The sequence below is a fragment of the Deltaproteobacteria bacterium genome (assembly GCA_016219225.1).
Taxonomy (GTDB): Bacteria; Desulfobacterota; RBG-13-43-22; order RBG-13-43-22; family RBG-13-43-22; genus RBG-13-43-22.
The window spans coordinates 1-24,208 of record JACRBX010000095.1 but is presented as its reverse complement, the minus strand read 5'-3'; the positions used below and the strand labels follow the sequence as shown (position 1 = coordinate 24,208).

The window sequence follows — 24,208 nt, the reverse complement described above, 5'->3', positions numbered from 1 at the left end:
TGGTTACGACTATACCTTTGGGAAAAAACGGGAAGGCAATATCCACCTCCTTAAGGAATTAGGGGGGAAATTGGGATTTCAGGTCCATATCCATCCACCGGTAACCATCAAGACCCATCTGGTCAGCAGTACCCGTGTCCGGGAGCTGATCGCCTCCGGGGCCATGGAAGAGGCCAAACTCCTTTTGGGCCGCCCCTTCAGCCTCTCGGGGACCATTATAACCGGCAAGGGCATTGGCCGTTCTATCCTGGGCATTCCCACGGCCAACTTGAATCCCATCGAAAAACTGATGCCCCAAAGGGGAGTCTATGTAGCCCGGGTGGAAGGCCTGGAAAAGCCTTTTTTCGGAGTAACCAACGTGGGGTTTAATCCCACCTTTGCAGGCAAAAACATCTCCGTTGAGACCTATCTTTTTGATTTTGAAGGAGATCTCTATGGAAAGGCTATTAAGCTTTTTTTTCTAAAGCGGCTCCGGGGCGAAAGGACCTTCTCCGGGGCGGAAACCTTAAAAACACAAATTTTTAAAGATATCGCCCAGGCCAAGGCCTGGCTCTCAAAGGGCGGTCTTCTTTGATGGTTTTTTTTCATTTTTTTTCTTGACAAGAAGCGCTCCAAAAGGTAATAGGAGCGTGACAATTTTAACAAGCGTGAACCACCCTATTTTATGTGGACCTAAGGAGTTATCAGTCAGTGTTTTCCCAAATGTTACAAGCCGGCCTCGGTGAATTCCTGTTTGTCTTTATTTTCTTTGTTGTCGGCCTCATATTACCCCTGACTATGGTGATTATCAATTTCGTTCTCGGACCACGCATCTTCGGGGCAAAAAGGCTGGCGACGTATGAAAGCGGCATGCCCCCTATCCGGACGGCCTGGATGCAGTTCGGGGCCTCCTATTATCTTTTTGCCCTGATCTTTCTGGCCTTCGATGTGGACGTCCTTTATCTTTTTCCGGTTCTGATGGCCTATCAAAAGGGAACGGGATTTTCCGAGCTCATTGAGTTCTTTATCTTCCTCTTTCTGATATCGTTGACTATCGTCTACGCCTGGCGTAAAGGAGTTTTTAAATGGAAGTAAAGGGAGGCGCCCCCATCTGCATTCCCTCCAGGGATCTATCCAAGGAATATGAGGAAAGCCCTGCGGTCGTGGGATTTGCTCCCGTGCAGGATCTTTTGGATTTAGTCCGGGTCAATTCCCTTTGGCCCCTGACCTTCGGGATCGCCTGTTGCGCTATCGAGATGATGGCCGCCGGTGTGGCCCGTTTTGACTGGGACCGTTTCGGGATCATCCCCCGAGGCACTCCCCGGCAATCCGATGTCATGGTCGTTGCCGGAACCATACCCCACAAGCTGGTCCCGGCCATCAAGACCCTTTATGATCAAATGCCGGCTCCCCGGTATGTCATCGCCATGGGCAATTGCGCCATCTCGGGGGGACCTTTTTCTTATGACGGGCAATATGCCATTGTCAACGGGGCGGACAAGATCATCCCGGTCGATGTCTATATCCCCGGCTGCCCTCCCCGGCCGGAGGCCTTGCTCCAGGGATTTCTTAAAATACAAACCAAGATTACTAAAGGAATTATAGATGCCAACCGCAGGGCAGAAAAAGCTGCTCGTAGAGCTAAAAAATAGTCTGGCCCAGGCCGTGCCCGAAGGGCAGGTCAGCGCCGGCGACTATACGAAAACCGGTTATCACCTGGAGGTCCGTTTGGACCAGGGGGGCATGCGCCGGGTGGCTAAGGCCATGTTGGAAAAACGTTTTTATTTAGAGACGCTGACCGCCGTAGATTTTATCGATCATTTTGAATTGGTTTATTTCTACTCCACCTATTATCAGGATCTTTTCCGGGTAATGATCCGTATCCGGACGTCCAAAGAGGTCTCTCCCTTTTCCATCTCCTCGGTCTATCCCGAGGCCATCTGGCTGGAACGGGAGGTCTATGACTTTTTCGGTATCCGCTTCCAGGAGCACCCGGACCTGAAAAGGATCATCAACCCCGACGAGGCGGATTATTTCCCTTTACTTAAGAATTTCGGCAAAACAAAATTCACCACGGATATAGACGACATCCTATGCTGAACGTAAAAACCATAGACGACAGTTCAATCACCGAACGGGTCTATCAGCTCAACCTGGGCCCCCAGCACCCCAGTACCCATGGGGTCATGCACCTGCTGGTGACCCTGGACGGCGAGGTAGTGATTAAAATCGAGCCGTTGATCGGCTACTCCCACCGGGGTCATGAAAAAATGGCCGAAAACCGGATTTATGAACAGTTCATGCCTAATCCGGCTCGGATGGATTATCTTTCCGGCATGATCTTTAACCACGGCTATTGCATGGCCGTGGAAAAGCTTTGCGGGATCGAGGTGCCCAGGAGGGCCGAATATATCCGGGTCATCACCTCGGAGCTGAACCGCATTGCCAGCCATTTTATCGGGGCCATGGACTTTGCCATGGGACTGGGGGCCATCACTCCCTTCCTGTACGGCTGGGATGACCGGGAACAGATCCTGGACCTTTTGGAAATGATCTCCGGTTCCCGGCTGACCTATAGCTACGGCCGCTTCGGCGGGGTCCGCAACGATATCACCAAGGAATTTTATGACGGGACCCGTCGTTTTATCGACCGGTTGCGGGGTCGTTTCTGGGATTACGAAAATCTGATCAATCAAAATATCATTTTTATCAAGCGGGCCAAGGACGTGGGCGTCATCACCAAAGACGTGGCCCTGGAATACGGGGTCACCGGTCCGACCTTACGGGGTTCGGGGGTTAACTATGACGTCCGCAAGAATGAGCCCTACTCGGCCTATCCGGAGTTCAAGTTTGAGATTCCCACCCGGAAAGAAGGCGATTGTCTGGCCCGTTACCAGGTCCGCATGGCCGAATTGGAACAAAGCTTGAACATTATTGAACAGGCCCTGGACCACCTGCCCCCGGGACCGGTTCGATCCAAGGTCCCGCGCTTTGTCACCCCGCCGGAAGGCGATTGTTACTGTGCTTTTGAGAGTGCCCGGGGGGCCGTGGGGTTTTATATCGTCAGCGACGGATCGCGCATCCCTTACCGGATTAAGGTGCGGGCCCCCTCCTTTTCCAATCTGTTTGTTCTGACCAAGATCTGTCCAGGACATTTTCTGGCCGATGTTATTGCCATTTTCGGCAGTATTGATGTAACCGTTCCGGAGATTGATCGGTGAATATAACACAACTTCCCTACATAAAAGACATTTACGCCTTCCTCGGTCCGGACATTATGGCCGGACTGGTCGGACTGGCCATCATTGCCGCCATTGTCCCTTTAAACGTCGCCTTCCTGGTCTTGCTGGAAAGAAAGGTGGCCGGACATATCCAGCTCCGTCCCGGACCGATGGAAGTCGCCCCCCATGGGATACTCCAGACCCTGGCCGATGCCGTTAAATTGCTGGGCAAGGAGATGGTAACCCCTCTGTCGACGGATAAAATCGTTTTCTTTTTGGCCCCCATCATTGTCGTCGCCCCGGCCTTTGTCGGGTTTGTCCCCATCCCCTTCAGCCCCATGATGCAGATTCGGGACGTGAACGTCGGCATCCTGCTGATCTTTTCCTTTTCCAGCATTACCGTCATGTCCATCCTGATGGCCGGCTGGGGCTCCAATAATAAATACGCCCTGATCGGGGCCGTCCGGTCGGTGGCGCAAAACGTGGCTTATGAGATTCCCTTGCTCCTGGCCACCATGTCGGTCATTATCATGACCAACACCTTTAAATTAGGCGCCATCGCCCAAGCCCAATCTTCGGTCTGGTACATCTTTTTACAGCCCGTGGCCGCCATTATCTTTTTCATCGCCACCACGGCTGAAACCAACCGGGCCCCCTTTGACCTGGTAGAAGCCGAATCGGAACTGGTCTCCGGTTTTCATACCGAATATACGGGGATGCGTTTTTCCCTGTTTTTCCTGGCTGAATATACCAACATGGTCATCGCCGCCGCCCTGTTCACGGTCCTGTTTTTGGGCGGCTCCTCCGGGCCTTTTTTTCCGGGGATGATCTGGTTTCTGATCAAGACCTACTTCCTGATCTTTGTGGTCATGTGGATCCGTTGGACCTACCCCCGGATCCGTTTTGATCAACTGATGAATTTCGCCTGGAAGGTGCTGATCCCCATCGCCCTGCTCAACCTGTTGATTACCGCCATCGTCCTTAAGGTCATTTAATGATGAATACCCCCAACCCCTTCATCCAGTACGTTAAAGAGATCCTGGTAGGCGGGAAAAGCCTGATCATCGGTTTATGGATCACCTTGAAACGGCTTTTTAAGCCCATTGTTACGGTTCAATATCCCCGTCAAAAACTGACCATGACCCCCAACTTCCGGGGGCACATCGAGTTCATCCGTTTTGACGACACCAAAACCCATCATTGCGTGGCCTGCGGCTTATGCGCCCGTACCTGTCCTTCCCACGTCATCAAGGTCCAGGGGGAAAAAACCAGGGCCGGGGACCTGAAATACGGTCGTCAGTATTATATTGATTTTTCCAAGTGCAGTCTTTGCGGCCTGTGCGTCGATGTCTGCCCGGAATGCACCCTTCAATTTTCCAAAGAGTATGAGTACGTCTTTTATCACCGTTGGGATACGGTGCTCGATATCATGGGCCGGTTAGAGGGAAAACGATGACTACCATTGCAGATTTCATACCGCCGATTTTAGTGGCCCAATCGGTCTTTTGGCTCATGGTCGTGCTTACCCTGGCCGGGGCCGTATTGGCCGTCCTCCCCTTGAAGATTGTTCACAACATCCTGGGACTGGCCCTGGCCATGTTCGGGCTCACCGGCATCTACCTCTATTTGGGGAGCCAGTTTGTGGCCATGATGCAGCTCCTGGTCTATGTCGGGGCCATCTGTATCACCTATATCTTCGCCATCATGCTTTCGCCTCCCCTGGAGCTTTCACCCTCCAAACGGCCGGCCGTCAAGGCCATCACCTCTTTGATCGTCGGGGCCGTGACCTTTTTGGCCGTGGTCCAAATGATCCTCAGCACCAAATGGGCCCCTTATGCCCAGCCCTCCCGCGACTGGACCATAAAGACCCTGGGACAGGAGTTGCTCACCCGTTATTTCTTAGTCTTTGAATTAATTTCCTTACTTTTGGCCGTGGCGATCGTCGGTGCCATCATGATCGCCGGTATCGGCCAGAAAAGGGATTAGCTATGGAAAATCTTTTAACCTATCTGATTTTGGGTGCCGCCATGTTTTCCATCGGAATCTTCGGCATCATCTATCAATCCAATCTCATCGGCATGTTGATCGCCACCGAGTTGATCCTGAACGGGGCGGCCTTGAATTTTATGGCCTTCAATATGTTTTTATCCCCCAACCCGGCTACCGGGCAGGTTTTTACCCTGTTCATTATGGGCGTAGCGGCCGCTGAGACGGCTATCGCCTTAAGTATCATCATTACCGTCTATCGCCGCTTTAAGGCCATTAAGCCTGAAAGTGTCAGTGAACTGAAAGGATAGATGTAATAACCCCAATGGAAACAATGGAAACCATTATCTCTATACGGCCGGTGGTAGCCGTTTTAATTGCCTCCATAGCTTCCCTGCTGATTATGTTTACACCCAAGAAACCTAATCTAAGGGAGACCTGGTCCATTTTAGGCGCCGTGGCTACTTTTCTGACCGTCCTTTCCATGACGCCGGCGGTTTTGGCCGGTAAGGCCTTTGAATATACCCCTTTTGTTATTTTACCGGGTATTTCCATGAAATTCAGGGTCGATGCCCTGGGCATGATTTTCGGGACCATCTCCTCTTTTCTCTGGATCCTGGTTACCTTTTATAACATCGGCTACATGCGGGCTTTGAAGGAACATGCCCAGACCCGTTATTATTTCTGTTTTGCCGTGGCCATTGTCGGAGCCGTCGGGGTAGCCTTTTCCGGCAACCTCTTTACCCTGTATTTCTTCTATGAAGTGATCACCATCTTTACCTATCCCCTGGTCGCCCACCATCAGGATGAAGAGGCTTATGAAGGCGCCCGGAAATACATGGTCTATCTGACCGGCACGGCCAAGTCCTTTTTACTGCCGGCCGTCATACTGACTTATGTCCTGGCCGGGACCCTGGATTTTGCCCCTTCCGGCATCACCAAGGGGATCTTTCCGGCCGACGCCAACCCGGTCCTGGTGACCATAACCTATATCCTTTTTATGGCCGGTTTTGCCAAGGCGGCTATCATGCCTTTCCATAACTGGCTCCCCTCGGCCATGGTAGCCCCGACGCCGGTCAGTGCCCTGCTCCATGCCGTGGCCGTTGTCAAGGCCGGGGTCTTCTGTACCAGCCGGGTCATGCTTTCGGTTTTCGGGGTCGGAATATTAAACTCCCTGAATTTGGGGATCCCTACGGCCTATGCCGCCTCTTTTACCATCCTGCTGGCCTCTATTATCGCCCTGACAAAAGACGACTTAAAGGCCCGGTTGGCTTATTCGACCGTCAGCCAGCTCTCTTATGTGATTTTAGGGGTGGCCCTGTTGACCCCCAATGCGGTGACCGGCGGGCTGATCCATATTGCCAATCATGCCTTTTCCAAAATCACCCTCTTTATGTGCGCCGGAGCGATTTATGTCTCCCTCCACACCAAAAAGATCAGTGAAATGGGCGGTATCGCCCGGCAGATGCCCTTTACCATAGCCGCCTTCAGTATAGCTGCCATGAGTATGATCGGCGTCCCCCTGGTTTGCGGTTTTGTTACCAAGTGGTATATCGCCCTGGGGGCCTTGCAGGCCCACCAGTCTGTCTTTTTAATCGTCTTACTGGCCAGTACCATACTGAACACCGGATATTTTTTCCCGGTGATTCTCAAGACTATTTTTGACAAACCCCGGGAAGGGGATCCCGCGGCCCATCACGGCAACGGCCTTCATGAGGCCCCGGCCATCATGGTGGTCCCCTTATTCTTAACGGCTATCGGCTCCATCTTGATGGGCCTCTATCCGGATTATTTTATGAATATCGTTAAAGCCGTAGATCCGGATTATTTACTCAATATAGCAAAGGCGGTCTTCCGATCATGAACTGGGCGAATCCCATCCAATCGCTACGGGACCATCTCAAGGTCCTCAAATGGATACTCTACCTCCTTATGGCGGCGGCCATCGTGTTTGATATATTCATCCCCCGCCATGAAGCCCATTTTTTTGGGGACAAGATACCGGGTTTCTGGTCCGTTTTCGGGATAATATGCTGCATCCTCATGATTCGTATCATGAAAGGGATAGCCCATGCCTGGTTGATGAAAAAAGAGGAATACTATGGATAACTTCATTCATCCGGCTTTTTTTTATATTCTGGGCGCCTTTCTCATCCCGGTGTTAAAGGGCCGGCTCAAACAGATCTATTTATTGGTCCTGCCGGCCGTGGCCTTTTATACGGTTCTCAACATGAACCTCGGCGTTTATGGAGAGATCAATTATCTGGGTTTTAATATTATATTAGGCCGGGTGGACCGCTTGGGCCTGGTGTTCGCCCACGTCTTTACCCTGATGTCCTTTCTGGGGGTTATTTACGGCCTCCACGTCAAAGAAGATGCCCAGCATATCGCCTCTTTTTTCTATGTCGGCGGTTCCCTGGGGGTGGTCTTTGCCGGAGATTATCTGACCGTCTTTATCTTCTGGGAAATGATGGCCCTGGCCTCGACTTTTTTGATCTGGTTTCGACGGGAACCGGCCTCCCTGAAAGCAGGCTTCCGCTATCTCCTGATGCATATCTTTGGCGGCTTGCTGCTTCTGGCAGGCATCTTCCTGCATTATAAAAATACCGGCAGTATGGCCTTTGTGCTTATTCCCAAGGCCGGGGCCGGTTTTGCCGAATATTTGATCCTGGCCGGTTTTGCCTTAAATGCCGCCGTATTTCCCCTCCATGCCTGGCTGCCCGATGCCTATCCGGAGGCCACCGTCACCGGGGCGGTCTTTATGTGCGCCTTTACGACCAAGACGGCGGTCTATGTCCTGGCCCGGGCCTTTCCCGGATATGACGTCCTGGCTATCATGGGCACGGCCATGACTATTTATGGAGTCTGTTACGCTACCATCGAAAATGACATGCGCCGCATCCTTTCCTATCACATCATCAGCCAGGTAGGCTACATGGTGGCCGGTGTCGGTATCGGAACGGAACTGGCCCTGAACGGGGCCTGCGCCCATGCCTATGCCCACATCCTTTATAAGGCCCTGTTGTTCATGGGGGCCGGCTCGGTTCTGATGATGACCGGGACCTCCAAATTGAACCAATTGGGAGGACTCTACAAATATATGCCGCTGTCTTTAATCTTCTATGTGGTCGGAGGGATATCCATCTCCGGCTTCCCCCTGTTCAGCGGCTTCGTCAGTAAATCCATGATCGTGGCCGGGGCCGGAGAGGCCCATCATCCGGTGCTCATGGTCCTCCTGTTATTGGCCTCGGTTGGCACCTTTCTCTCGGTGGGTTTAAAACTCCCCTATTTTGCCTGGTTTGGAAAAGACTGCGGATTGAAGCCAAAAGAACCTCCGAAAAATATGCTCTGGGCCATGGGCCTGACTTCTTTCCTGTGTTTATTGATCGGGATATATCCCAAGGTTTTGTATGATCTGCTTCCTTTCAGAGAGGCGGCCATGGAATATCATCCCTATGCCTTGCCCCATCTCTCAGAAACGGTTCAAATCCTGCTTTTCACCGGACTGGGATTTTTCCTGCTCCTCAAGAGGTTGACCCCGGAGCCCAAAATCAATCTGGATTTCGATTGGTTCTATCGAAAGTTGATGGATGGGTTTATGTGGTTTGACCAAAAATTTATCCAGGGCTTTGATTTTGGTTGGGGAGAGCTTTACCGAAGCCTGGGGCTTAAGTCCCTCATGTCCTTTGCCGGTTTTTTTGCCCGGTTCGACCGCTGGGGCATTGACGGTGTGGTGGATAATGTCGCCTACGGGACCCAGGGCCTTGGCAATAAAGTGCGCAATATCCAGACGGGTAATCTCCAGAATTACCTGGCCCTGGCCATTCTAATCATTTTTGTTATTGTGGGGATCTATTGGTTTTTATAAAAAACAGGTACAAGGTTCAAGGCGCAAGGTTCAAGGCAAAACCTTAGACCAGCGAACGACCGTGGACCGTAAACCTTAGACCGTAAACCGTTATTTTTTGTTAATCAGGGAAATATACAACAATGGATTTTCTAATCCCCAATCAGCTTAGCTATCCTATTTTAAGCACCTTGATTTTTTTACCCCTGGCCGGAGCCCTGCTCCTTTTCCTGTTCCGGGAAGAAAAGGCAACCAGAATTTGGACATTAGTGATCAGTCTGGTTACTTTTCTCCTTTCCCTGCCTCTTTATTTCAATTTTGACCTGACGACCTATAAATATCAATTCGCCGAACACACCCCCTGGATTCCCTCTTTCAAAATCAATTATACCCTGGGGGTTGACGGGATCAGTCTCCTCCTGGTTCTTTTAAGTACGCTTCTTACCCCTATTTGCGTTCTGGCCTCCTGGAAATATATCGAGAAACGGATCAAGGAATTCCATGTCTGTCTCCTGCTCATGGAAACGGCCTGTGTCGGGGTCTTTTCAGCCCTGGACTTCGTTCTTTTTTATATTTTTTGGGAAGCCATGCTGGTCCCCATGTATTTATTGATTGCCGTCTGGGGGGGACCGGAAAAGGTATACGCCTCCATCAAGTTCTTCATCTATACCATGGCCGGCAGCGTCTTTCTGATGGTGGCCATGATCGCCCTCTATCTGACGGCCGGAACTTTTAGTATTCCGGAATTGATGACCCACAACTATTCTTTCACCTTTCAATTCTGGATCTTCCTGGCCTTCGGGATCGCCTTTGCCATCAAGGTTCCTATGGCCCCTTTTCATACCTGGTTGCCGGCCGCCCACGTTCAAGCCCCGACCGCCGGCAGTGTGTTGCTGGCCAGCGTTTTATTGAAAATGGGAACTTACGGCTTTGTGCGTTTTTGTCTGCCCATCACCCCTCAAGCCAGTATCTATTTTGCCCCCTATATTCTCTGGATGTCGATTATATCCATAATCTACGGAGGCTATGTGGCCCTGGGGCAAAGTGACATGAAGAGGCTGATCGCCTATTCCAGTGTGGCCCATATGGGCTTTGTGACTTTGGGGACCTTTCTATTCAATAAACAGGGACTTGAAGGAGCCATCCTGCAGATGATCAATCACGGGGTTACAACCGGGGCCCTCTTTCTCTGTGTGGGGATTATTTACGAAAGAAGCCACAGCCGGTTGATTGCCGACAATTCCGGGCTCACCAAAATCATGCCGGTTTATATCGGCTTCTTAGGGCTTTTTTCCCTGTCTTCCATGGCCTTTCCGGGTACCAACAGCTTCGTAGGAGAGTTATTGGTCTTGATCGGCACCTTTATGGGAAACAAATGGATCGGGGCCTTATCGATTCCGGGGGTGGTCCTGGCAGCGGCTTATATGCTTCGCCTGCTCCAGAAAATCTCCTGGGGACCACGAGTAGGCACCCATCACTTTTTCGATCTTAATGTTAGAGAGATCGTTTACTTAGTCCCTCTGGCCCTATTCGTATTGTGGATCGGCTTTTCCCCGGCACCCTTTTTAGATGTCATGCATGCCAGCGTGGATCATCTGATGAAACAAGTTCAGGCCGGAAATGCCCTGGCTTTGGTGAAGTAAAAATGGCGTTTTTTCCTTTCAGCTTTGAGCTTTCAACTTTGAGCATTTTTCTGAGGAACGAATCATAATGGATTTCTCGTTATTCATACCGGAAACCTTTCTGCTGTTGATGGCCTTGATCTTTTTCTGCCAAACCTTATGGGCAACGTCCGCCAAAACCATACAGGGATGGGCCATTTTTCTTTCCGCCATTGGCGTCATTCTAAGCCTTTTTACCCTGAATGCAACGGGAGACCTTTTTTATAAATCCTACCGGGTGGATCTATTTTCCCAGGCCTTCAAATGCCTCATCAGCCTGGGGCTTTTTTTGGTCATCGCCCTGGGCCAGAAATTTAAAAGCATCGAAGAGCGTCTCCAACCGGAATTTTTTATGTTTCTTTGCTTAAGTGCTCTGGGGCTGATGTTAATGGTCAGCAGCATAGAGCTGGTGACTATCTTTATCGCCATGGAGCTATCTTCCTATTCCATCTATGTCCTGATCCCCATCCGCAAACAGAATAACGGCAGCCAAATGGAGGCGGCTATTAAATATATCATCTTCGGGGCGGCGGCTACCGGGGTCATGATTTTCGGCATGAGTTATGTCTTCGGGGTCACTCAATCCACTTATTTGGTGGATATCCTAAAAAAAATGCCTCTTATTTTGGGCCAGCCCATTGCCCTTATCGGGCTCCTTTTGGTCCTCTGCGGCTTTTTCTTTAAATTAGCCGTGGTGCCCTTTCATTTCTGGACCCCCGATGTCTATCAAGGGGCGGCCAATGAAACCGTTTCTTTCGTGGCTACCATGCCCAAGTTGGCCGGGGTAGCCCTACTGCTTCGAATTACCAGTCTGGCCGGGACCCAGGCTGTGGATCTGATTCAGGTATTGGTTTTGCTTTCGGCCGTATCCATGACCTTCGGCAACCTGGCGGCCCTGGTCCAGAAAGACCTTAAACGGTTGTTGGCCTATTCCAGTATCGCCCACGCCGGTTATGTGATGCTTGGGGTCTTAACCATCAACGCCGTTGGATTCGGCGCCGCGATCTATCACATTGCGGCCTATTTATTGATGAACCTGGCTTGCTTTCTGGTCATCTGTTCCCTTTCCCGGGAAGGTGAAAATATTCTAGTCAGCGACCTTTCCGGACTTTACCGCCGGGCTCCCCTCTTGGCCTTTACCCTGGCCGTTGGGGCCTTTGCTTTAGCCGGAATACCGCCCACCGCCGGGTTTACCGGGAAATTGTTCCTTTTCACGGCTGCCCTGAACCAAGGGCATCTGGCTTTAGTAATCATAGCCGCGGTGAATACGGCTATTTCCATTTATTATTATCTGAATATCGTTCGGACCGCCTACGGACAGGACCCCAACGGACTGCCGGAAGTGACTTTAAGTTTTTCGAACAGGGTCTTAAACTACGGATTGATCCTGGCCATCATCCTGATGGGTGCCCTGCCGGCCTGGTTTATCGAACTGGCCCGGACGGCCTGTAAGACGATTATATCATAAAAGAAAGGTTCAAGGCACAAGGTTCACGGGAAGGCATTGGACCTTAGACCTCAACTTGGAGTTTACATAAATGACAGCAGTATCCGCTAATAAGATTGCCGAGCCTCAAGCCCATCAAACCCCAAAGATCCAGGTATGCCGGGCCCAGGGGGCCAAACCCGCCTGCGGGGCTGACGCCCTTTATAAAGGCCTGATCGCCGAAGCCCAACGGAAAAACATATCCGTAGCCATAGAACCGGCCAAATGCGGTTGCCAGGGCACCTGCAACAATGGGCCTTTCTTGAGTTTGCCTCATGTGGGTCTTTTCTATGAAAAAGTCCAGCAATCCCATATTCCCTTTATTCTGGAAGAAACGATTCAAAAAGGAAAAATACTTTTCCCCTTATTGCGGTTAAATCCTCTCCAGTCTACAAGGGGAGACCTGGTTTGGGAAAAAGACCAAAGCTGTATCATGGTCATGGACTCGGCCACCTGCATGGTCCAGGTAGCCGAGTATTTGATAAAGTTTCATTACGGGGAATCCTGCGGGAAATGCGTCCCCTGTCGTTTGGGTATTCAAAGACTCTCCGATCTCATTGAAGCCATCGGTCAGGGACGGGCACCGGAAGATGCCCTAGCGGAAATGGAATCCTTGATTGCGCTGATGAAACAGGCCGCCTATTGTGCCTTTGCCGGCAAGACCTCCCATATCATTCTGGCGATCTTATCCAATTTCAGGGAGGAATTCGAGGCCCATATCAAAGAAAAACGCTGTCCGGCCGGGGCCTGTCAGATCAAGTAAAAACAGGTTAGCTTTTTTCGGTTTTTACAAATTCGCTTGCCCCTTCCTCCTTCCTATTTTATATTTCTTTTCATCCCAGGGAAGACAAACAAGGCTATAAGGATGATCTATGCCTGAATCAGCTCCCCTCCCTGGCTTTCTTTTTTCTCGCCAAGCCCAAAAACCTTTTGATTCTCAATCCATCTTGGGATAATGATTAATAATGACGCATTATGCCCATATCCTTAAATGAAATTGAGAGTTCTTGTCTTGTATCGGAAAAAGAAACCCATTCAGGCCGTCTTGAAACTCATGGGGATTTGTTTTTTCTTTTTCCTTTGCTCAGGTAGCTGCACCAGGGATTCGGATACGGTTGTGGTTGATTTCCACAAGACCGTTCCCATAAAAAAACCGGCCGTTCAAACCTCCCCCTCCCCTTCACTTAAGGTGGCGGTAGGGGCCATGGTCTCGCCAAAGGAAACATTTATCCATTACCGCCAGCTTATTGAATACCTGGGCCAGAAAATCGCCAGACCGGTTGAGTTGGTCCAGCGCAAAACTTACCAGGAAATCAACCAGCTCCTGGGCCGTGGCGAGATAGACCTGGCCTTTATCTGCTCCGGACCGTATGCCGGCGGCAAAGAGATTTACGGATTCCATGTTCTAGCCGTTCCTCAAATCCAGGGGGAACATTTCTACCGATCCTACCTCATTGTCAATAAAAAACAAGGTGTTCAGCGGCTTGAAGATTTAAAAGGTCGTACATTCGCCTTCACGGACCCGGAATCGAACACCGGGAGGCTGGCGCCCACCTTTTGGCTCTATCAGCTCGGGGAAAGGCCGGAAAGTTTCTTCTCAAAGATCATTTACACTTACAGCCACGACAATTCCATTCTGGCCGTAGGTCGCGGTCTGGTTGATGGAGCGGCCGTGGACGGGTTGGTTTGGGAGTATTTCCAAAAAACCAACCCAAAACTGACGGAGCCGACACGGATCATCAAGAAGTCGGAGCCTTACGCCATTCCACCGGTCGTGGCTTCCAGGCAATTCCCACAGGAAAAAAGGAAGCAGATTCAAAAAATATTGCTGACCATCCATCTGGAGAGCGAAGGCCGGAAAATTCTTAACGAACTGATGATCGACCGGTTTATTTCCCCGCCGGCAGACTGGGTTAAAAACGCCAGGGAGATTCAAAAAAGGACAGTACTCCTGAAGGGGAGGGACCATGGGTCTACGAAGCCTTAAAGGCCGGTTGATTCTGGCCGTTTCATCTCTGGTCATTGGAAGCGGCTTGTTGATTTCGCTTTTGGCCAGTGAACGACAGCGATCAAGCCTTCATGAAACGATGATCGCCCAGGCGGAAAGCATCGCCCTGGCCATCGCCCTGGAAACTGCGGATAAGGTTCTGATCCATGATCTGGTGGGACTTCAGAAAATGATCGAACATCAGATGCGTAGTCACCGGGGGATCGGCTATCTTTTCATTCAAAAAAACGGAGAAATTCTGGCCCATACCTTCCCGGGCTATATTCCCCAGAGCCTGTTGAAGGCTAACCAGGCGGCCCCGGGTGACCAGAAGCACATTCAGAAAATTGCCTCTACTGAGGGGGAGCAATACCTGGATATCGCCTGGCCCGTTTTGGGAGGCAAAGCCGGGGTACTCCGGTTGGGCCTATCGGAAAAACCTTATCAGAAACAGGTGCGCAAGCTCTGGTTAGAGATGGGGCTCCTGACTGCCGGTATTCTTCTTCTCGGTGTGGCCGGATCGCTTTTTTTTGTCAAGCGGATCACCAATCCCATATCGGCCCTGACCAGGGCGACAGAGCGGATCGATCGCGGTGAAGCAGGGGTCAGGGTGACGGTCGTTGGAGAGGATGAGGTGGGCCGACTGGCTTCTTCTTTTAATCGGATGGTGGCCCGGATCGAAGGATATACCCGGATGCTCGAGGATAAGGCCCAGGAATTGGAACGATCGAATCAGCAGACCAGAACCTTTTGTGACGTGGTTCGTGAAATCGGGGCCTTACACAACCTGAGGGAAATCGGTTCTTACCTGATCGGACAATTTCAGAAGATGCTTTCCATTTCCGATACGATGACTTTTTTGTTCCTGAGCACCAACAAAGAAGGCTATTGGGTTGCCTCCGAAAAGGAACTGAAATGGATCGGGGAGACCGGGGCAGTCGCTTCTTTTTCCGCTCTGTTAAAAGAGATCCCTAATGCCACCATGGTCGGGGGCGGCCAGTTGTCGACCCCGAAGGAAATAGAAAGCGACAAACGGCAGACCATGATCCCCATCCGCTATGAAGAGCAGACCATTGGTCTTTTGGTCATTCCCTGTCCTGAGTCTACGGAATGTGATTTGAAGGACTTTGAAGGGGTGGAACTCATCTTGGATCAGTGTTCCGGAGTGATCCGGAGGGCACTGCTTCAGGAGGAAGGTGCCCACCATATGGAGAAGCGGCTGGAGACCACGGCCGAGTTTCAAAGCATCGTGGGAAGAGATCCGAAGATGCAGGCCGTTTACCGGTTGATCGAAAACATCGCCCCTACCGATGCCACGGTCCTTATTCAAGGGGAAAGCGGTACAGGGAAGGAAATGGTGGCCCGGGCGATCCTTCAATTGAGCCACAGGAGAGAAAAACCCTTTGTGGTCATCGACTGTTCCGCCTATCCGGCCACCCTCCTGGAAAGTGAGCTCTTCGGGCATGAAAAGGGGGCCTTTACCGGTGCAACCCGGCAGAAAATCGGACGGTTTGAAAAGGCCGACGGAGGGACTGTCTTTCTTGACGAAATCGGAGAAATACCCCCTTCAGCCCAGATCAAACTATTAAGGGTCCTTCAGACCCAGAGTTTTGAAAGATTGGGGGGCGAGAAAACCCTGACGGTCAACGTCCATTTCCTGGCCGCCACCAACAAGGATCTGCTTCAGGAAGTAAAGGCGGGAAGGTTCCGGGAAGACCTCTATTACCGTCTCAACGTGATTCCTATCCAGATACCCCCCTTGCGCGAGAGAACGAATGATATCCCCCTCCTGGCCCGATACTTTTTACACCTCTTCAGTGTGGAGCAAAATAAAGACCTTCACGATTTCAGTTCCGAGGCCATGAGACTGATCCTCAATTATCCCTGGCCCGGAAATGTACGGGAGTTGGAAAACAGCGTAGAACATGCCGTCGTACTGGCCAAAGGGAACCGGGTTGAGGCCATTGATCTGCCCACCGCTCTTCTCAAACTCGGCCATCAGGGACTCAGTGGGCACCCCCATGGTCTGGGAACAATAGCCGAAAAGGAGCAGGAAGTACTGAAAGAGGTCCTTGAGAAATGTCAGTGGAACAAAAAGGAGGCCGCCAGACATCTGGGGATCAGCAGAAATACCTTGTATCAAAAAATAAAACGGTACCGTATCCAGAGACAAACAACCCATTAAAAGAATCTGGAGCTAGTACGAAAATAGAAAAAACAGGCTATAGGCTATAGGCGAATAAAAACCCATAAACCCGTTCAACCCTTGCCCATTGCCTATCGCCCATAGCCCATAGCCTAAACCCTATATCCCATCGGACAAAAAGATCAGGACAGCCCTCCATAAAGTCCTGTTTTATGACATTGCTAATATGTTGTATTTTAAATATATTTTAAAATAACACCTCGATAATGTCCTGAATCAGGACACATCCTTTAAAATCGAAAATCTTCCTTATTCATTTTTCAGTCACTTTAGAGCCAGGCCTTTCTTTTATTTTGGTCTGTTTATAGGATGTTAGAATGTCCACCCTTTCCTTTTTCGTGGGTCGGTCTTCGGTGGCACAGGAATTGCCATTATAAATAATAGACTCATGAACTTTTTCATACTTGCAACCTGCAACTTGCAACTTTTATTTAAGCAAAATGAGTCATCAGGATAATCGCCAACCAGGGCAAGAAACATGGTTAAAAAGAAGGGCATTGTAGTAGGTTCGGACAATGATCACATCAAGAACCTGTGCTCTATCCTGGAAAAGGTCTTTTATCAACCCATTGTTGTCCCTTCTCTATCAGAAGCCGAGGCCCTTCTTGCAAAACACCATTATTGGGTGCTGGTTATAGATCTTGACCAGATTGTCTTGGATAACCGCTTTCTTAAGGAACTTCGTAAAGAATATCAGACCCTGGCCGTCATAGGATTATCGAGCCGGCGGTTTCATCAGGAACTTGAGGAGGCCATGAGCCGGTATATCGATGCCTGTTTTAAAAAATCGGAGGAGTATGAGGATCTCCTCTATTGGTTAAAGGCTGTTGTCAATCCCTATTCGCCTTCGGGGAAGGCTGGGAAAGGAAGAAAATAACCTTTTTGAAAGGAGATTTTTCATGGGCCAAATGCTACCCAAAGAAGACCTGCTGATCCGAATGCAGAGGGATCTGAAAAGAGCGGTTTCCAAAGACCCGACCAGGGTTCGATGGGCCATGGTCATCGATGTGGCCAAATGTGTCGGTTGTCATGCCTGCACCATCGGCTGTGTGGTTGAAAACAAGCTCCCCCCCGGGGTGGTCTACCGGCCTGTCCTGGAAGAAGAGGTCGGTACCTACCCCAATGTCAGAAGACGCTTCCTGCCCCGTCCCTGCATGCACTGTATGAACCCCCCCTGTGTTAAGGTCTGTCCGGTCAAAGCCACCTATAAAACCGAACAGGGTGTTACCGTAATAAACTATAAACGCTGTATCGGCTGCCGGTATTGTCTGGTGGCCTGTCCCTATGCGGCCCGCACTGCCGATTTCGGTGAATGGTATACCCAGAAAACCCCGGATCTCCCCGGAAAAATTGTGGGTCAAAAGACCTCGGCCAAGGGCTATGAAAATACGCCGGCCGCCGAATATGGAAAGACCTGGCCGGACCGGGGGCACGGCTCCCCGGTCGGGAACGCCCGGAAATGCCATTTCTGCCTGCACCGTCTGGCTGTTGGGATGCTGCCCATGTGCGTTACCACCTGTATCGGCCGGGCCACCTTTTTTGGGGACCGGAATGACCCTGAAGCCCTGATCTCCGAGCAATTGGCCTCGCCCCGCTCCTTCCGATTGAAGGAAGAGCTGGGCACCTTACCCTCGGTGGTTTATCTCAAATAAGAAAGGAGGGAAAGAGTATGAACGAAAAAAAATTCAAAACCTTGATGGCCCTGGGATTTATCGGTCTGATCATCGGATCCTGGGGAATGGGCAGCCGGCTGATTTTCGGCCATGCCTCGGTGAACTACGGTTCTTATGTGCCCTGGGGGCTGTGGGTGGTTTTTTACCTGTTCTTTGTCGGACTTACCGCCGGGGCCTTTCTGATCACCATCATGACCTATATGTTTCAGGTAGAACGCTTGAAAACGGTCGGACGTCTATCGGCCTTTACCGTACTGGTGGCCCTGATCTGTGAACTGATCTTTATTTCCCTGGACCTGGGCCATATGGAGCGGCTCTACCGGTTCATGATCACCCCCAGCTTCACGTCGTTGATGACCTGGTTTGTGATTTTTACCAATCTCATGCTCCTTATCTACCTTCTGGAATCCTTTTTCCTGCTCCGGGAGGACCTGATTCGCCTTTCCCAGGCTGAAACGCTGAAAACCCACAAAATTTACCGCCTCCTGGCCCTGGGAAAGACGGATTATACGGAGGAAGACCGGAAACGAGACCAATTAAGGGTCCATCGTCTATCCATCATCAGCCTGCCGGTGGGCCTCCTCTTTTACGGGACCAACGGGGCCTTTTTTGCCATCCTGCAAAACCGGCCCATCTGGAACAGCGCCATGACCCCTTTACTTTTTATCGCCGCGGCCCTGCTTTCCGGAGGGGCACTGATCACAGCCCTGATCTATGTCTTTCATGAAGATGAGGACCTGGTCAAACCCCTGGGGCAGGTCATCCTTTATCTGCTGGTCATCTTTATCCTGCTGGAGGTCCTCCAATTTTTCGTCGGTTATCAATCCAAGGTGACCGGTATAGTCACCTCTCTGAACATCATCGCCTTCGGCCGCCACTGGTGGACTTTCTGGATTATCCATCTTTTTTTCGGAACCTTGATCCCCCTGATCCTGTTGATCAGGTATTCCGATACCCCCCGGTCGGTTGCCTGGGCCTGTTTTTTGATTGTCGTCACCTTCGTTACCGTCCGCTTCAATTTCCTGATCCCTGATCTGGCTATTTATAAACTGGACGGGCTGGAATACACCTTTTTTCACCAGAGATTGAGGACCAACTATATCCCCAGCTTAATGGAATGGCTGGTTTCCCTCTGGATCATCTCCTTTGGGTTGGTCGTTTTTTTAGCCGGTGCCCGTTGGCTGCCGGTGCACTCGCCGGGGAAGGTCAGGGGAAAACAGGGTTCGGCTACCTGGTGCAACATACTCAATTCAAGTGGTTTAGAGTCCGGAAAAGGAGGAGAAGAACATGCCTAAACATCAAGATCAAACCAAACCCCAAAAGGGGATGGACCGACGGGAGTTTTTGAAGTGCACGGCGCTCCTCGGAGGCTCCTTAGCCGCCTCCGGCTATTTCCTGCGATTTCTCGATGAGGAATCGGGCTCCCCGGCCTTCGCCGATGATTTGATGGGCAGGGAATACACCCTTCATCTCCCGGAAAATCAAATCTATTCCGTCTGCCAGCAATGCAACACTAATTGCGGTATGAAGATAAAAATCAAGGATGGCCTGGCAGCTAAAATTGACGGGAATCCTTACAATCCCTGGACCCTGACCCCCCATATTCCCTATTCCACGCCATTGGCGGAAGCGGCCCGGATTGACGGCTCCCTGTGTCCCAAAGGCCAGGCTGGTATTCAGGCCCTTTACGATCCCTACCGGATCATCAAGGTCCTTAAACGGGCCGGGAAACGGGGGGAAAATAAGTGGAAGACCATTGCCTTTGATCAGGCCGTCCAGGAGATCGTCCAGGGCGGAAACCTGTTTGGGGAAGGGCAGGTAGCCGGGCTCAAAGACCTTTACGTTTTGAAAGACCCGGAAATCTCCAAGGCCCTGGCCGAAGATGCCGGGAAGGTGGCCGAGAAAAAAATGCCCCTGGAAGAATTCAAGACCAGGCACAAGGACGACCTGCACCTTCTGATCGATCCTGACCACCCGGACCTCGGACCGAAAAACAACCAATTCTGTTTTAACTGGGGACGATTGAAAGGGGGACGGGGGGAACTGATCAACCGTTTCACCCGGGACGCCTTCGGCTCCTTCAATGCCCACGGGCATACCACGGTCTGTCAAGGTTCCCTCTATTTCACCTGCAAGGCCATGAGTGATCAATTCGATGAAGGTAAATTCGGGGCCGGCAGTAAATTTTACTGGCAGGCCGATACCGGCAATGCCGAATTCATCCTCTTCGTTGGGGCCAGCCCCTTTGAAGCCAATTACGGTCCTCCGCTCAGGGTCCAGAAACTGACCCAGGGCATGGTGGATGGAAACCTGAAAATCGCCGTGGCCGACCCCCGCTGTTCCAAGACAGCGGCCCGGGCCTGGAAATGGCTGCCTATCGCCCCAAATGGCGTCGGAGCCCTGGCCATGGCTATGATGCGCTGGATTATTGAACATGAGCGTTATCAGTCCGGCTACCTGGCCAATGCCAACAAGGGAGCCGCCATGGAAGATGAGGAACCGACCTGGACCCAGGCCACCTGGCTGGTTAAGATCGGGGACGATGGCAGACCCGGAGCCTTTCTAAGGGGTTCCGATCTGGGTCTATCAAAGGAAAAACGCCCCAAAAAGCCGAAAGAAGGGGCAAAACCCATGGAAGGCGAAAAACCTGAGGAATGGGAATTCGATCCTTTTATGGTCTTCAGTAACGGTAAGGTTCAGTCCTTTGATCCTAACAGCGAAAAGACGGCGGTGGAAGGGGACTTATTGGTCGACACCCGGATCAAAGAGATTCCGGTAAAAAGCGTTTTGCAGATTTTAAAAGAGGCGGCCATGGCCCGAACCATGGCCCAGTGGGCCGAGCTGGTGGGGGTCAAAGAAAAAGAAATCAATGAACTGGCCCAGGAATTTACCAGCCACGGCCGGAAGGCCGTAGCCGATATTCACCGGGGGGTTTCCCAGCACACCTCCGGTTTCTACAATGTGTTGTCCTGGATGACCGTCAATACCCTGATGGGCAACCATGACTGGAAGGGCGGGCTTTCCAAGGCCACCACCTATGATGCCTTCGGCAGCAAGGAAGGCAAGCCTTTCGATCTCCGAAAAATGTCCGGCAAAATAAAACCCTGGGGGATTTCCATTATCCGCCACGAAACCTATTACGAAAAAAGCACCCTTTTTAAGGGCTATCCGGCTAAAAGGAACTGGTATCCTTTTTCCAGTGACATTTATCAGGAAGTTATCCCCAGTATGGGCGATGCCTACCCTTATCCCATCAAGGCCCTGTTGATTTACATGGGAAGCCCGGTGTATTCCCTGCCGGCCGGACATGAATTGATCAAGATCCTCTCGGACCCCAAAAAGATACCTCTGGTGGTGGCCTCCGATATCATCATCGGCGAAACCAGCCAGTATGCCGATTATATCTTCCCGGATCTGACTTATCTGGAACGATGGGAGTTCACCGGATCCCATCCCTCGGTTACTCCGAAGGTCGGTCCTATACGACAACCGGCCGCGGCCCCGCTCACCGAAATGGTCACCGTCTTCGGGGAAAAGATGCCCATCTCCCTGGAATCCCTGCTCCTGGCCCTGGCTGAAAAACTGAAACTGCCGGGCTTCGGGGAAAATGCCTTCGGGCCGGGACTGCACTTCAAACGGGAAGAAGACCTCTATTTGCGCATGGTAGCCAATATCGCCTCTGGCGATAAAGCCGACGGATCGGAAAAAACGCCGGCCGCCGATCCTGGGGAACTGGAGATCTTCCGGAAGGCCCGTCAGCATCTTCCCGGGCCGACTTATGAATTCAAGCGCTGGGAATCTTTAGTCGGACCGGAATGGTGGTCCAGGGTCGTCTATGTACTCAACCGCGGGGGCCGGTTCCAGTCTTACGATAAAGCCTATAAAGATGAACAGTTAGCCAATAAATATGGAAAAATGGTCGGAATTTATTTAGAGAAACTGGCTACCCACAAACATCCCATGACCGGCAAGCCTTATCTTTCCCATGCCAATTATGTGGACGGCCCCCAGGATTGCCTCGGACGTCTGATTGAAGACAAATCCCAGGGATTTGATATGACCCTCATCACCTACCGGGTAATATCCCAGACCAAGAGCCGAACTTCGGGGAATTATTGGCTCCAGGCCCTTTATCCGGAAAATTTTGTGGAAATCTCCACCTCGGATGCCATGCGATTGGGACTGAAAGATGGAGACCGGGTCAAAACCGTTTCGGCCTCCAATCTTGAAGGGGTTTGGGACCTGGGAAATGGATCAAAAAAACCTATGATCGGCCAGATTAAGGTCAGGGAAGGTCTCCGGCCAGGGGTGGTGGCCTTCTCTCTCGGCCACGGCCATTGGGCCTACGGGGCCCAAAACGTGACCATTGATGGAGTGACCGTTCCGGGTGATCCGCGGAGGGGAACCGGCATCCATGCCAATGCCGCCATGCGTGTCGATCCTTATCTGAAAAATACCGGGCTGGTGGATTCGGTCGGAGGTAGTGCGGTCTTTTACCAGAGCCAGGTTAAGCTGGTTAAGGTTTAGATTCGCGAAAATCTAACATGGGAAAAACAACTATTTGTCGAAGGTCCGTGGAGGACTTTATTAAAACGATTGAACAATTCCATGGCTGGGCCGCACCCGGTGTGGTCATTGGCGGCTTTATGGTCGATTGGGCACAGGAATTATTGGGCCGTAACGTGGAGGCCGATGCCATCGTCGAGACCCGTCACTGCCTGCCCGATGCGGTCCAGCTATTTACCCCCTGCACCTGCGGCAACGGCTGGCTGAAGATCCTGGATTGGGATAAATTCGCCGTGAGTCTTTACGATAAAAAAAGTCTTCATGGATACAGAGTCTGGATGGATCTCGAAAGGCTTTCGGCCTTTCCCAATATTTACAATTGGTATAGGCGTCTGGTGGACAAAAAAGACCTCCCCTTATCCGTCTTGAACCAGGATATCTTGACGGCCGAAAGGAAGATGTTGAATTCGGCCTCTATTCGGATAACCCGTTACCACGAAAAAAACAAAAAAGGAATGATTCGAATTTGCCCGGTTTGCCGGGAAGCCTATCCGGTCAAACAAGGCCCTCAATGCCTGGCCTGCCAAGGCCAGGGCTATTATAATCCTCTATAGCCGGCAGGACCATATCAACACGCCTCACACTTTCTTCAGAACCTTGGTCCGGCTCCATTCCGGATGCCTCGAATGCCGGCTGGAGACCTCCCGACATCGCCACAACAATAATGAAGTGAATATTTTTCGCCAGTTAAACTGATCGAAAATAGTCCCGTTGATTTTTTACTTGACACCCAGAACATTAAAAACTATATTACTATATACTCATTAATTATATTTCATATTTCATTTTTTGTGAAAAAGCACCTAAAGGAAAAGTCATGAATGATAAAATATCCTGCGCATGCCTGGAAACGAACATCGGGAATTCACAGCAAATAGTCTTAAGAAAAAAAATTATTATTCTGTCGTTAACTCTGATGGCCTGGTGGATTTTTTATCATCAGTTATTAACAGTAAGCGGCTGGTTAACCTATGATTTATTCGGCTTGGAAAGAGGAACCCATTTAGGGGAAGCCCTATCCTTTTTTCTCTATGATGTCCCCAAGGTCCTGATGCTTCTGGTTCTGGTTGTTTTTGGAGTGGGAATCCTGCGTTCTTTCTTTACTCCGGAAAAAACCCGGGCTATCCTGTCCGGGAAAAAAGAGTCGGTGGGGAATGTGATGGCCGCAGGGCTGGGGATTGCCACCCCTTTTTGCACGAAAGGTCTTGAAACCCAGGCTGATAGGTGTCTTTATCGGTGTCGTGGCTGGGGGAATTCTTGTGACGGGCTTTCTCTTTAATGCCCTGCTTTAAATTTTTTGCTTGACTTGAAAACAAAATAATATAATCATATAGGTTTATTACTAATTACTTATATAGCTAATAACTATATCAGGGAATCCCCCTATCCTAATAACGATCCAGGAAGCTGCGTGGGTACCCCGGTACCCCTTTTTTATTCAAAACCCCAACCCGGACCAGCCGGAACCAAAATTTTAGATATACAAAACATGTTAAAAAAACCTCAATTGGTCCGGGTCCAAGGCGTGTTCTTTAAGAAATTCTATTCATTTTGCGTAGAATTATATTCTTTAGTTACTAATGCCCCAGGGGACGC

At 50.8% G+C, this 24,208-nt stretch carries 23 protein-coding genes; all 23 read left to right on the top strand.

Translation table 11 applies throughout. The features are described from left to right. Positions 1–574: riboflavin biosynthesis protein RibF (locus HY879_08305; GenBank protein ID MBI5603345.1), on the top strand; the 574-nt coding region annotated here is incomplete at its 5' end. A 128-nt stretch (positions 575–702) separates the two neighbouring features. Next, on the top strand, positions 703–1,074 hold the full coding sequence (locus HY879_08300) for an NADH-quinone oxidoreductase subunit A (protein ID MBI5603344.1): 372 nt from the start codon (positions 703–705) through the stop codon (positions 1,072–1,074). Then, positions 1,065–1,631: an NADH-quinone oxidoreductase subunit B gene (locus HY879_08295; GenBank protein MBI5603343.1), complete on the top strand. Its 567-nt coding sequence runs from the start codon at positions 1,065–1,067 to the stop codon at positions 1,629–1,631. Before HY879_08300 ends, HY879_08295 begins: the two co-directional genes overlap by 10 nt. After that, positions 1,585–2,079, top strand: a complete 495-nt coding sequence (locus tag HY879_08290) for an NADH-quinone oxidoreductase subunit C (GenBank protein MBI5603342.1) — start codon at positions 1,585–1,587, stop codon at positions 2,077–2,079. The genes HY879_08295 and HY879_08290 overlap by 47 nt, the downstream gene beginning before the upstream one ends. Continuing rightward, positions 2,073–3,200: an NADH-quinone oxidoreductase subunit D gene (locus HY879_08285; GenBank protein MBI5603341.1), complete on the top strand. Its 1,128-nt coding sequence runs from the start codon at positions 2,073–2,075 to the stop codon at positions 3,198–3,200. The genes HY879_08290 and HY879_08285 overlap by 7 nt, the downstream gene beginning before the upstream one ends. A gap of 56 nt (positions 3,201–3,256) precedes the next feature. Then, positions 3,257–4,195, top strand: coding sequence for an NADH-quinone oxidoreductase subunit NuoH (gene nuoH, locus HY879_08280; GenBank protein MBI5603340.1), 939 nt, complete (start codon positions 3,257–3,259; stop codon positions 4,193–4,195). Positions 4,196–4,218: 23 nt separating this feature from the next. Further along, complete coding sequence (locus tag HY879_08275) at positions 4,219–4,656, top strand: NADH-quinone oxidoreductase subunit I (protein ID MBI5603339.1); 438 nt, start codon at positions 4,219–4,221, stop codon at positions 4,654–4,656. Beyond that, positions 4,653–5,186, top strand: coding sequence for an NADH-quinone oxidoreductase subunit J (locus HY879_08270; GenBank protein MBI5603338.1), 534 nt, complete (start codon positions 4,653–4,655; stop codon positions 5,184–5,186). Before HY879_08275 ends, HY879_08270 begins: the two co-directional genes overlap by 4 nt. Positions 5,187–5,188: 2 nt before the next feature. Continuing rightward, positions 5,189–5,497: an NADH-quinone oxidoreductase subunit NuoK gene (gene nuoK, locus HY879_08265; protein ID MBI5603337.1), complete on the top strand. Its 309-nt coding sequence runs from the start codon at positions 5,189–5,191 to the stop codon at positions 5,495–5,497. Between the two features lie 23 nt (positions 5,498–5,520). Next, entirely contained in the window at positions 5,521–7,050 is a 1,530-nt protein-coding gene (locus tag HY879_08260) for a monovalent cation/H+ antiporter subunit D family protein (GenBank protein ID MBI5603336.1), read from the top strand. Next, a complete protein-coding gene (locus HY879_08255; protein ID MBI5603335.1) occupies positions 7,047–7,295 on the top strand; it encodes a hypothetical protein in 249 nt (82 codons plus the stop codon). The genes HY879_08260 and HY879_08255 overlap by 4 nt, the downstream gene beginning before the upstream one ends. Beyond that, the gene (locus tag HY879_08250) at positions 7,288–9,054 is read left to right on the top strand and encodes a Na(+)/H(+) antiporter subunit D (protein MBI5603334.1); all 1,767 of its coding nucleotides are present in this window, start codon (positions 7,288–7,290) and stop codon (positions 9,052–9,054) included. The genes HY879_08255 and HY879_08250 overlap by 8 nt, the downstream gene beginning before the upstream one ends. 122 nt (positions 9,055–9,176) lie before the next feature. After that, the gene (locus HY879_08245) at positions 9,177–10,676 is read left to right on the top strand and encodes an NADH-quinone oxidoreductase subunit M (GenBank protein ID MBI5603333.1); all 1,500 of its coding nucleotides are present in this window, start codon (positions 9,177–9,179) and stop codon (positions 10,674–10,676) included. Between the two features lie 67 nt (positions 10,677–10,743). Next, complete coding sequence (locus HY879_08240) at positions 10,744–12,162, top strand: NADH-quinone oxidoreductase subunit N (protein MBI5603332.1); 1,419 nt, start codon at positions 10,744–10,746, stop codon at positions 12,160–12,162. Positions 12,163–12,232: 70 nt separating this feature from the next. Then, positions 12,233–12,943: a hypothetical protein gene (locus HY879_08235; GenBank protein ID MBI5603331.1), complete on the top strand. Its 711-nt coding sequence runs from the start codon at positions 12,233–12,235 to the stop codon at positions 12,941–12,943. Between the two features lie 291 nt (positions 12,944–13,234). Next, a complete protein-coding gene (gene phnD / locus HY879_08230) occupies positions 13,235–14,167 on the top strand; it encodes a phosphate/phosphite/phosphonate ABC transporter substrate-binding protein (GenBank protein ID MBI5603330.1) in 933 nt (310 codons plus the stop codon). Beyond that, the gene (locus HY879_08225; protein ID MBI5603329.1) at positions 14,148–16,352 is read left to right on the top strand and encodes a sigma 54-interacting transcriptional regulator; all 2,205 of its coding nucleotides are present in this window, start codon (positions 14,148–14,150) and stop codon (positions 16,350–16,352) included. Before phnD ends, HY879_08225 begins: the two co-directional genes overlap by 20 nt. A gap of 499 nt (positions 16,353–16,851) precedes the next feature. After that, positions 16,852–17,250, top strand: coding sequence for a response regulator (locus tag HY879_08220; GenBank protein ID MBI5603328.1), 399 nt, complete (start codon positions 16,852–16,854; stop codon positions 17,248–17,250). 22 nt (positions 17,251–17,272) lie between these two features. After that, entirely contained in the window at positions 17,273–18,025 is a 753-nt protein-coding gene (locus HY879_08215) for a 4Fe-4S dicluster domain-containing protein (protein ID MBI5603327.1), read from the top strand. A 17-nt stretch (positions 18,026–18,042) separates the two neighbouring features. Next, positions 18,043–19,341 carry a polysulfide reductase NrfD gene (gene nrfD, locus HY879_08210; GenBank protein MBI5603326.1) on the top strand — a complete coding sequence of 433 codons (1,299 nt, stop codon included), beginning with the start codon at positions 18,043–18,045 and terminating at the stop codon, positions 19,339–19,341. Then, positions 19,334–22,573 (top strand): molybdopterin-dependent oxidoreductase, encoded by a 3,240-nt coding sequence (locus HY879_08205; protein MBI5603325.1) that lies wholly within the window; start codon positions 19,334–19,336, stop codon positions 22,571–22,573. Before nrfD ends, HY879_08205 begins: the two co-directional genes overlap by 8 nt. Before the next feature lie 17 nt (positions 22,574–22,590). Beyond that, complete coding sequence (locus HY879_08200; GenBank protein MBI5603324.1) at positions 22,591–23,166, top strand: formylmethanofuran dehydrogenase subunit E family protein; 576 nt, start codon at positions 22,591–22,593, stop codon at positions 23,164–23,166. A 263-nt stretch (positions 23,167–23,429) separates the two neighbouring features. Then, positions 23,430–23,891, top strand: coding sequence for a permease (locus HY879_08195; GenBank protein ID MBI5603323.1), 462 nt, complete (start codon positions 23,430–23,432; stop codon positions 23,889–23,891). Positions 23,892–24,208 lie beyond the last annotated feature (317 nt).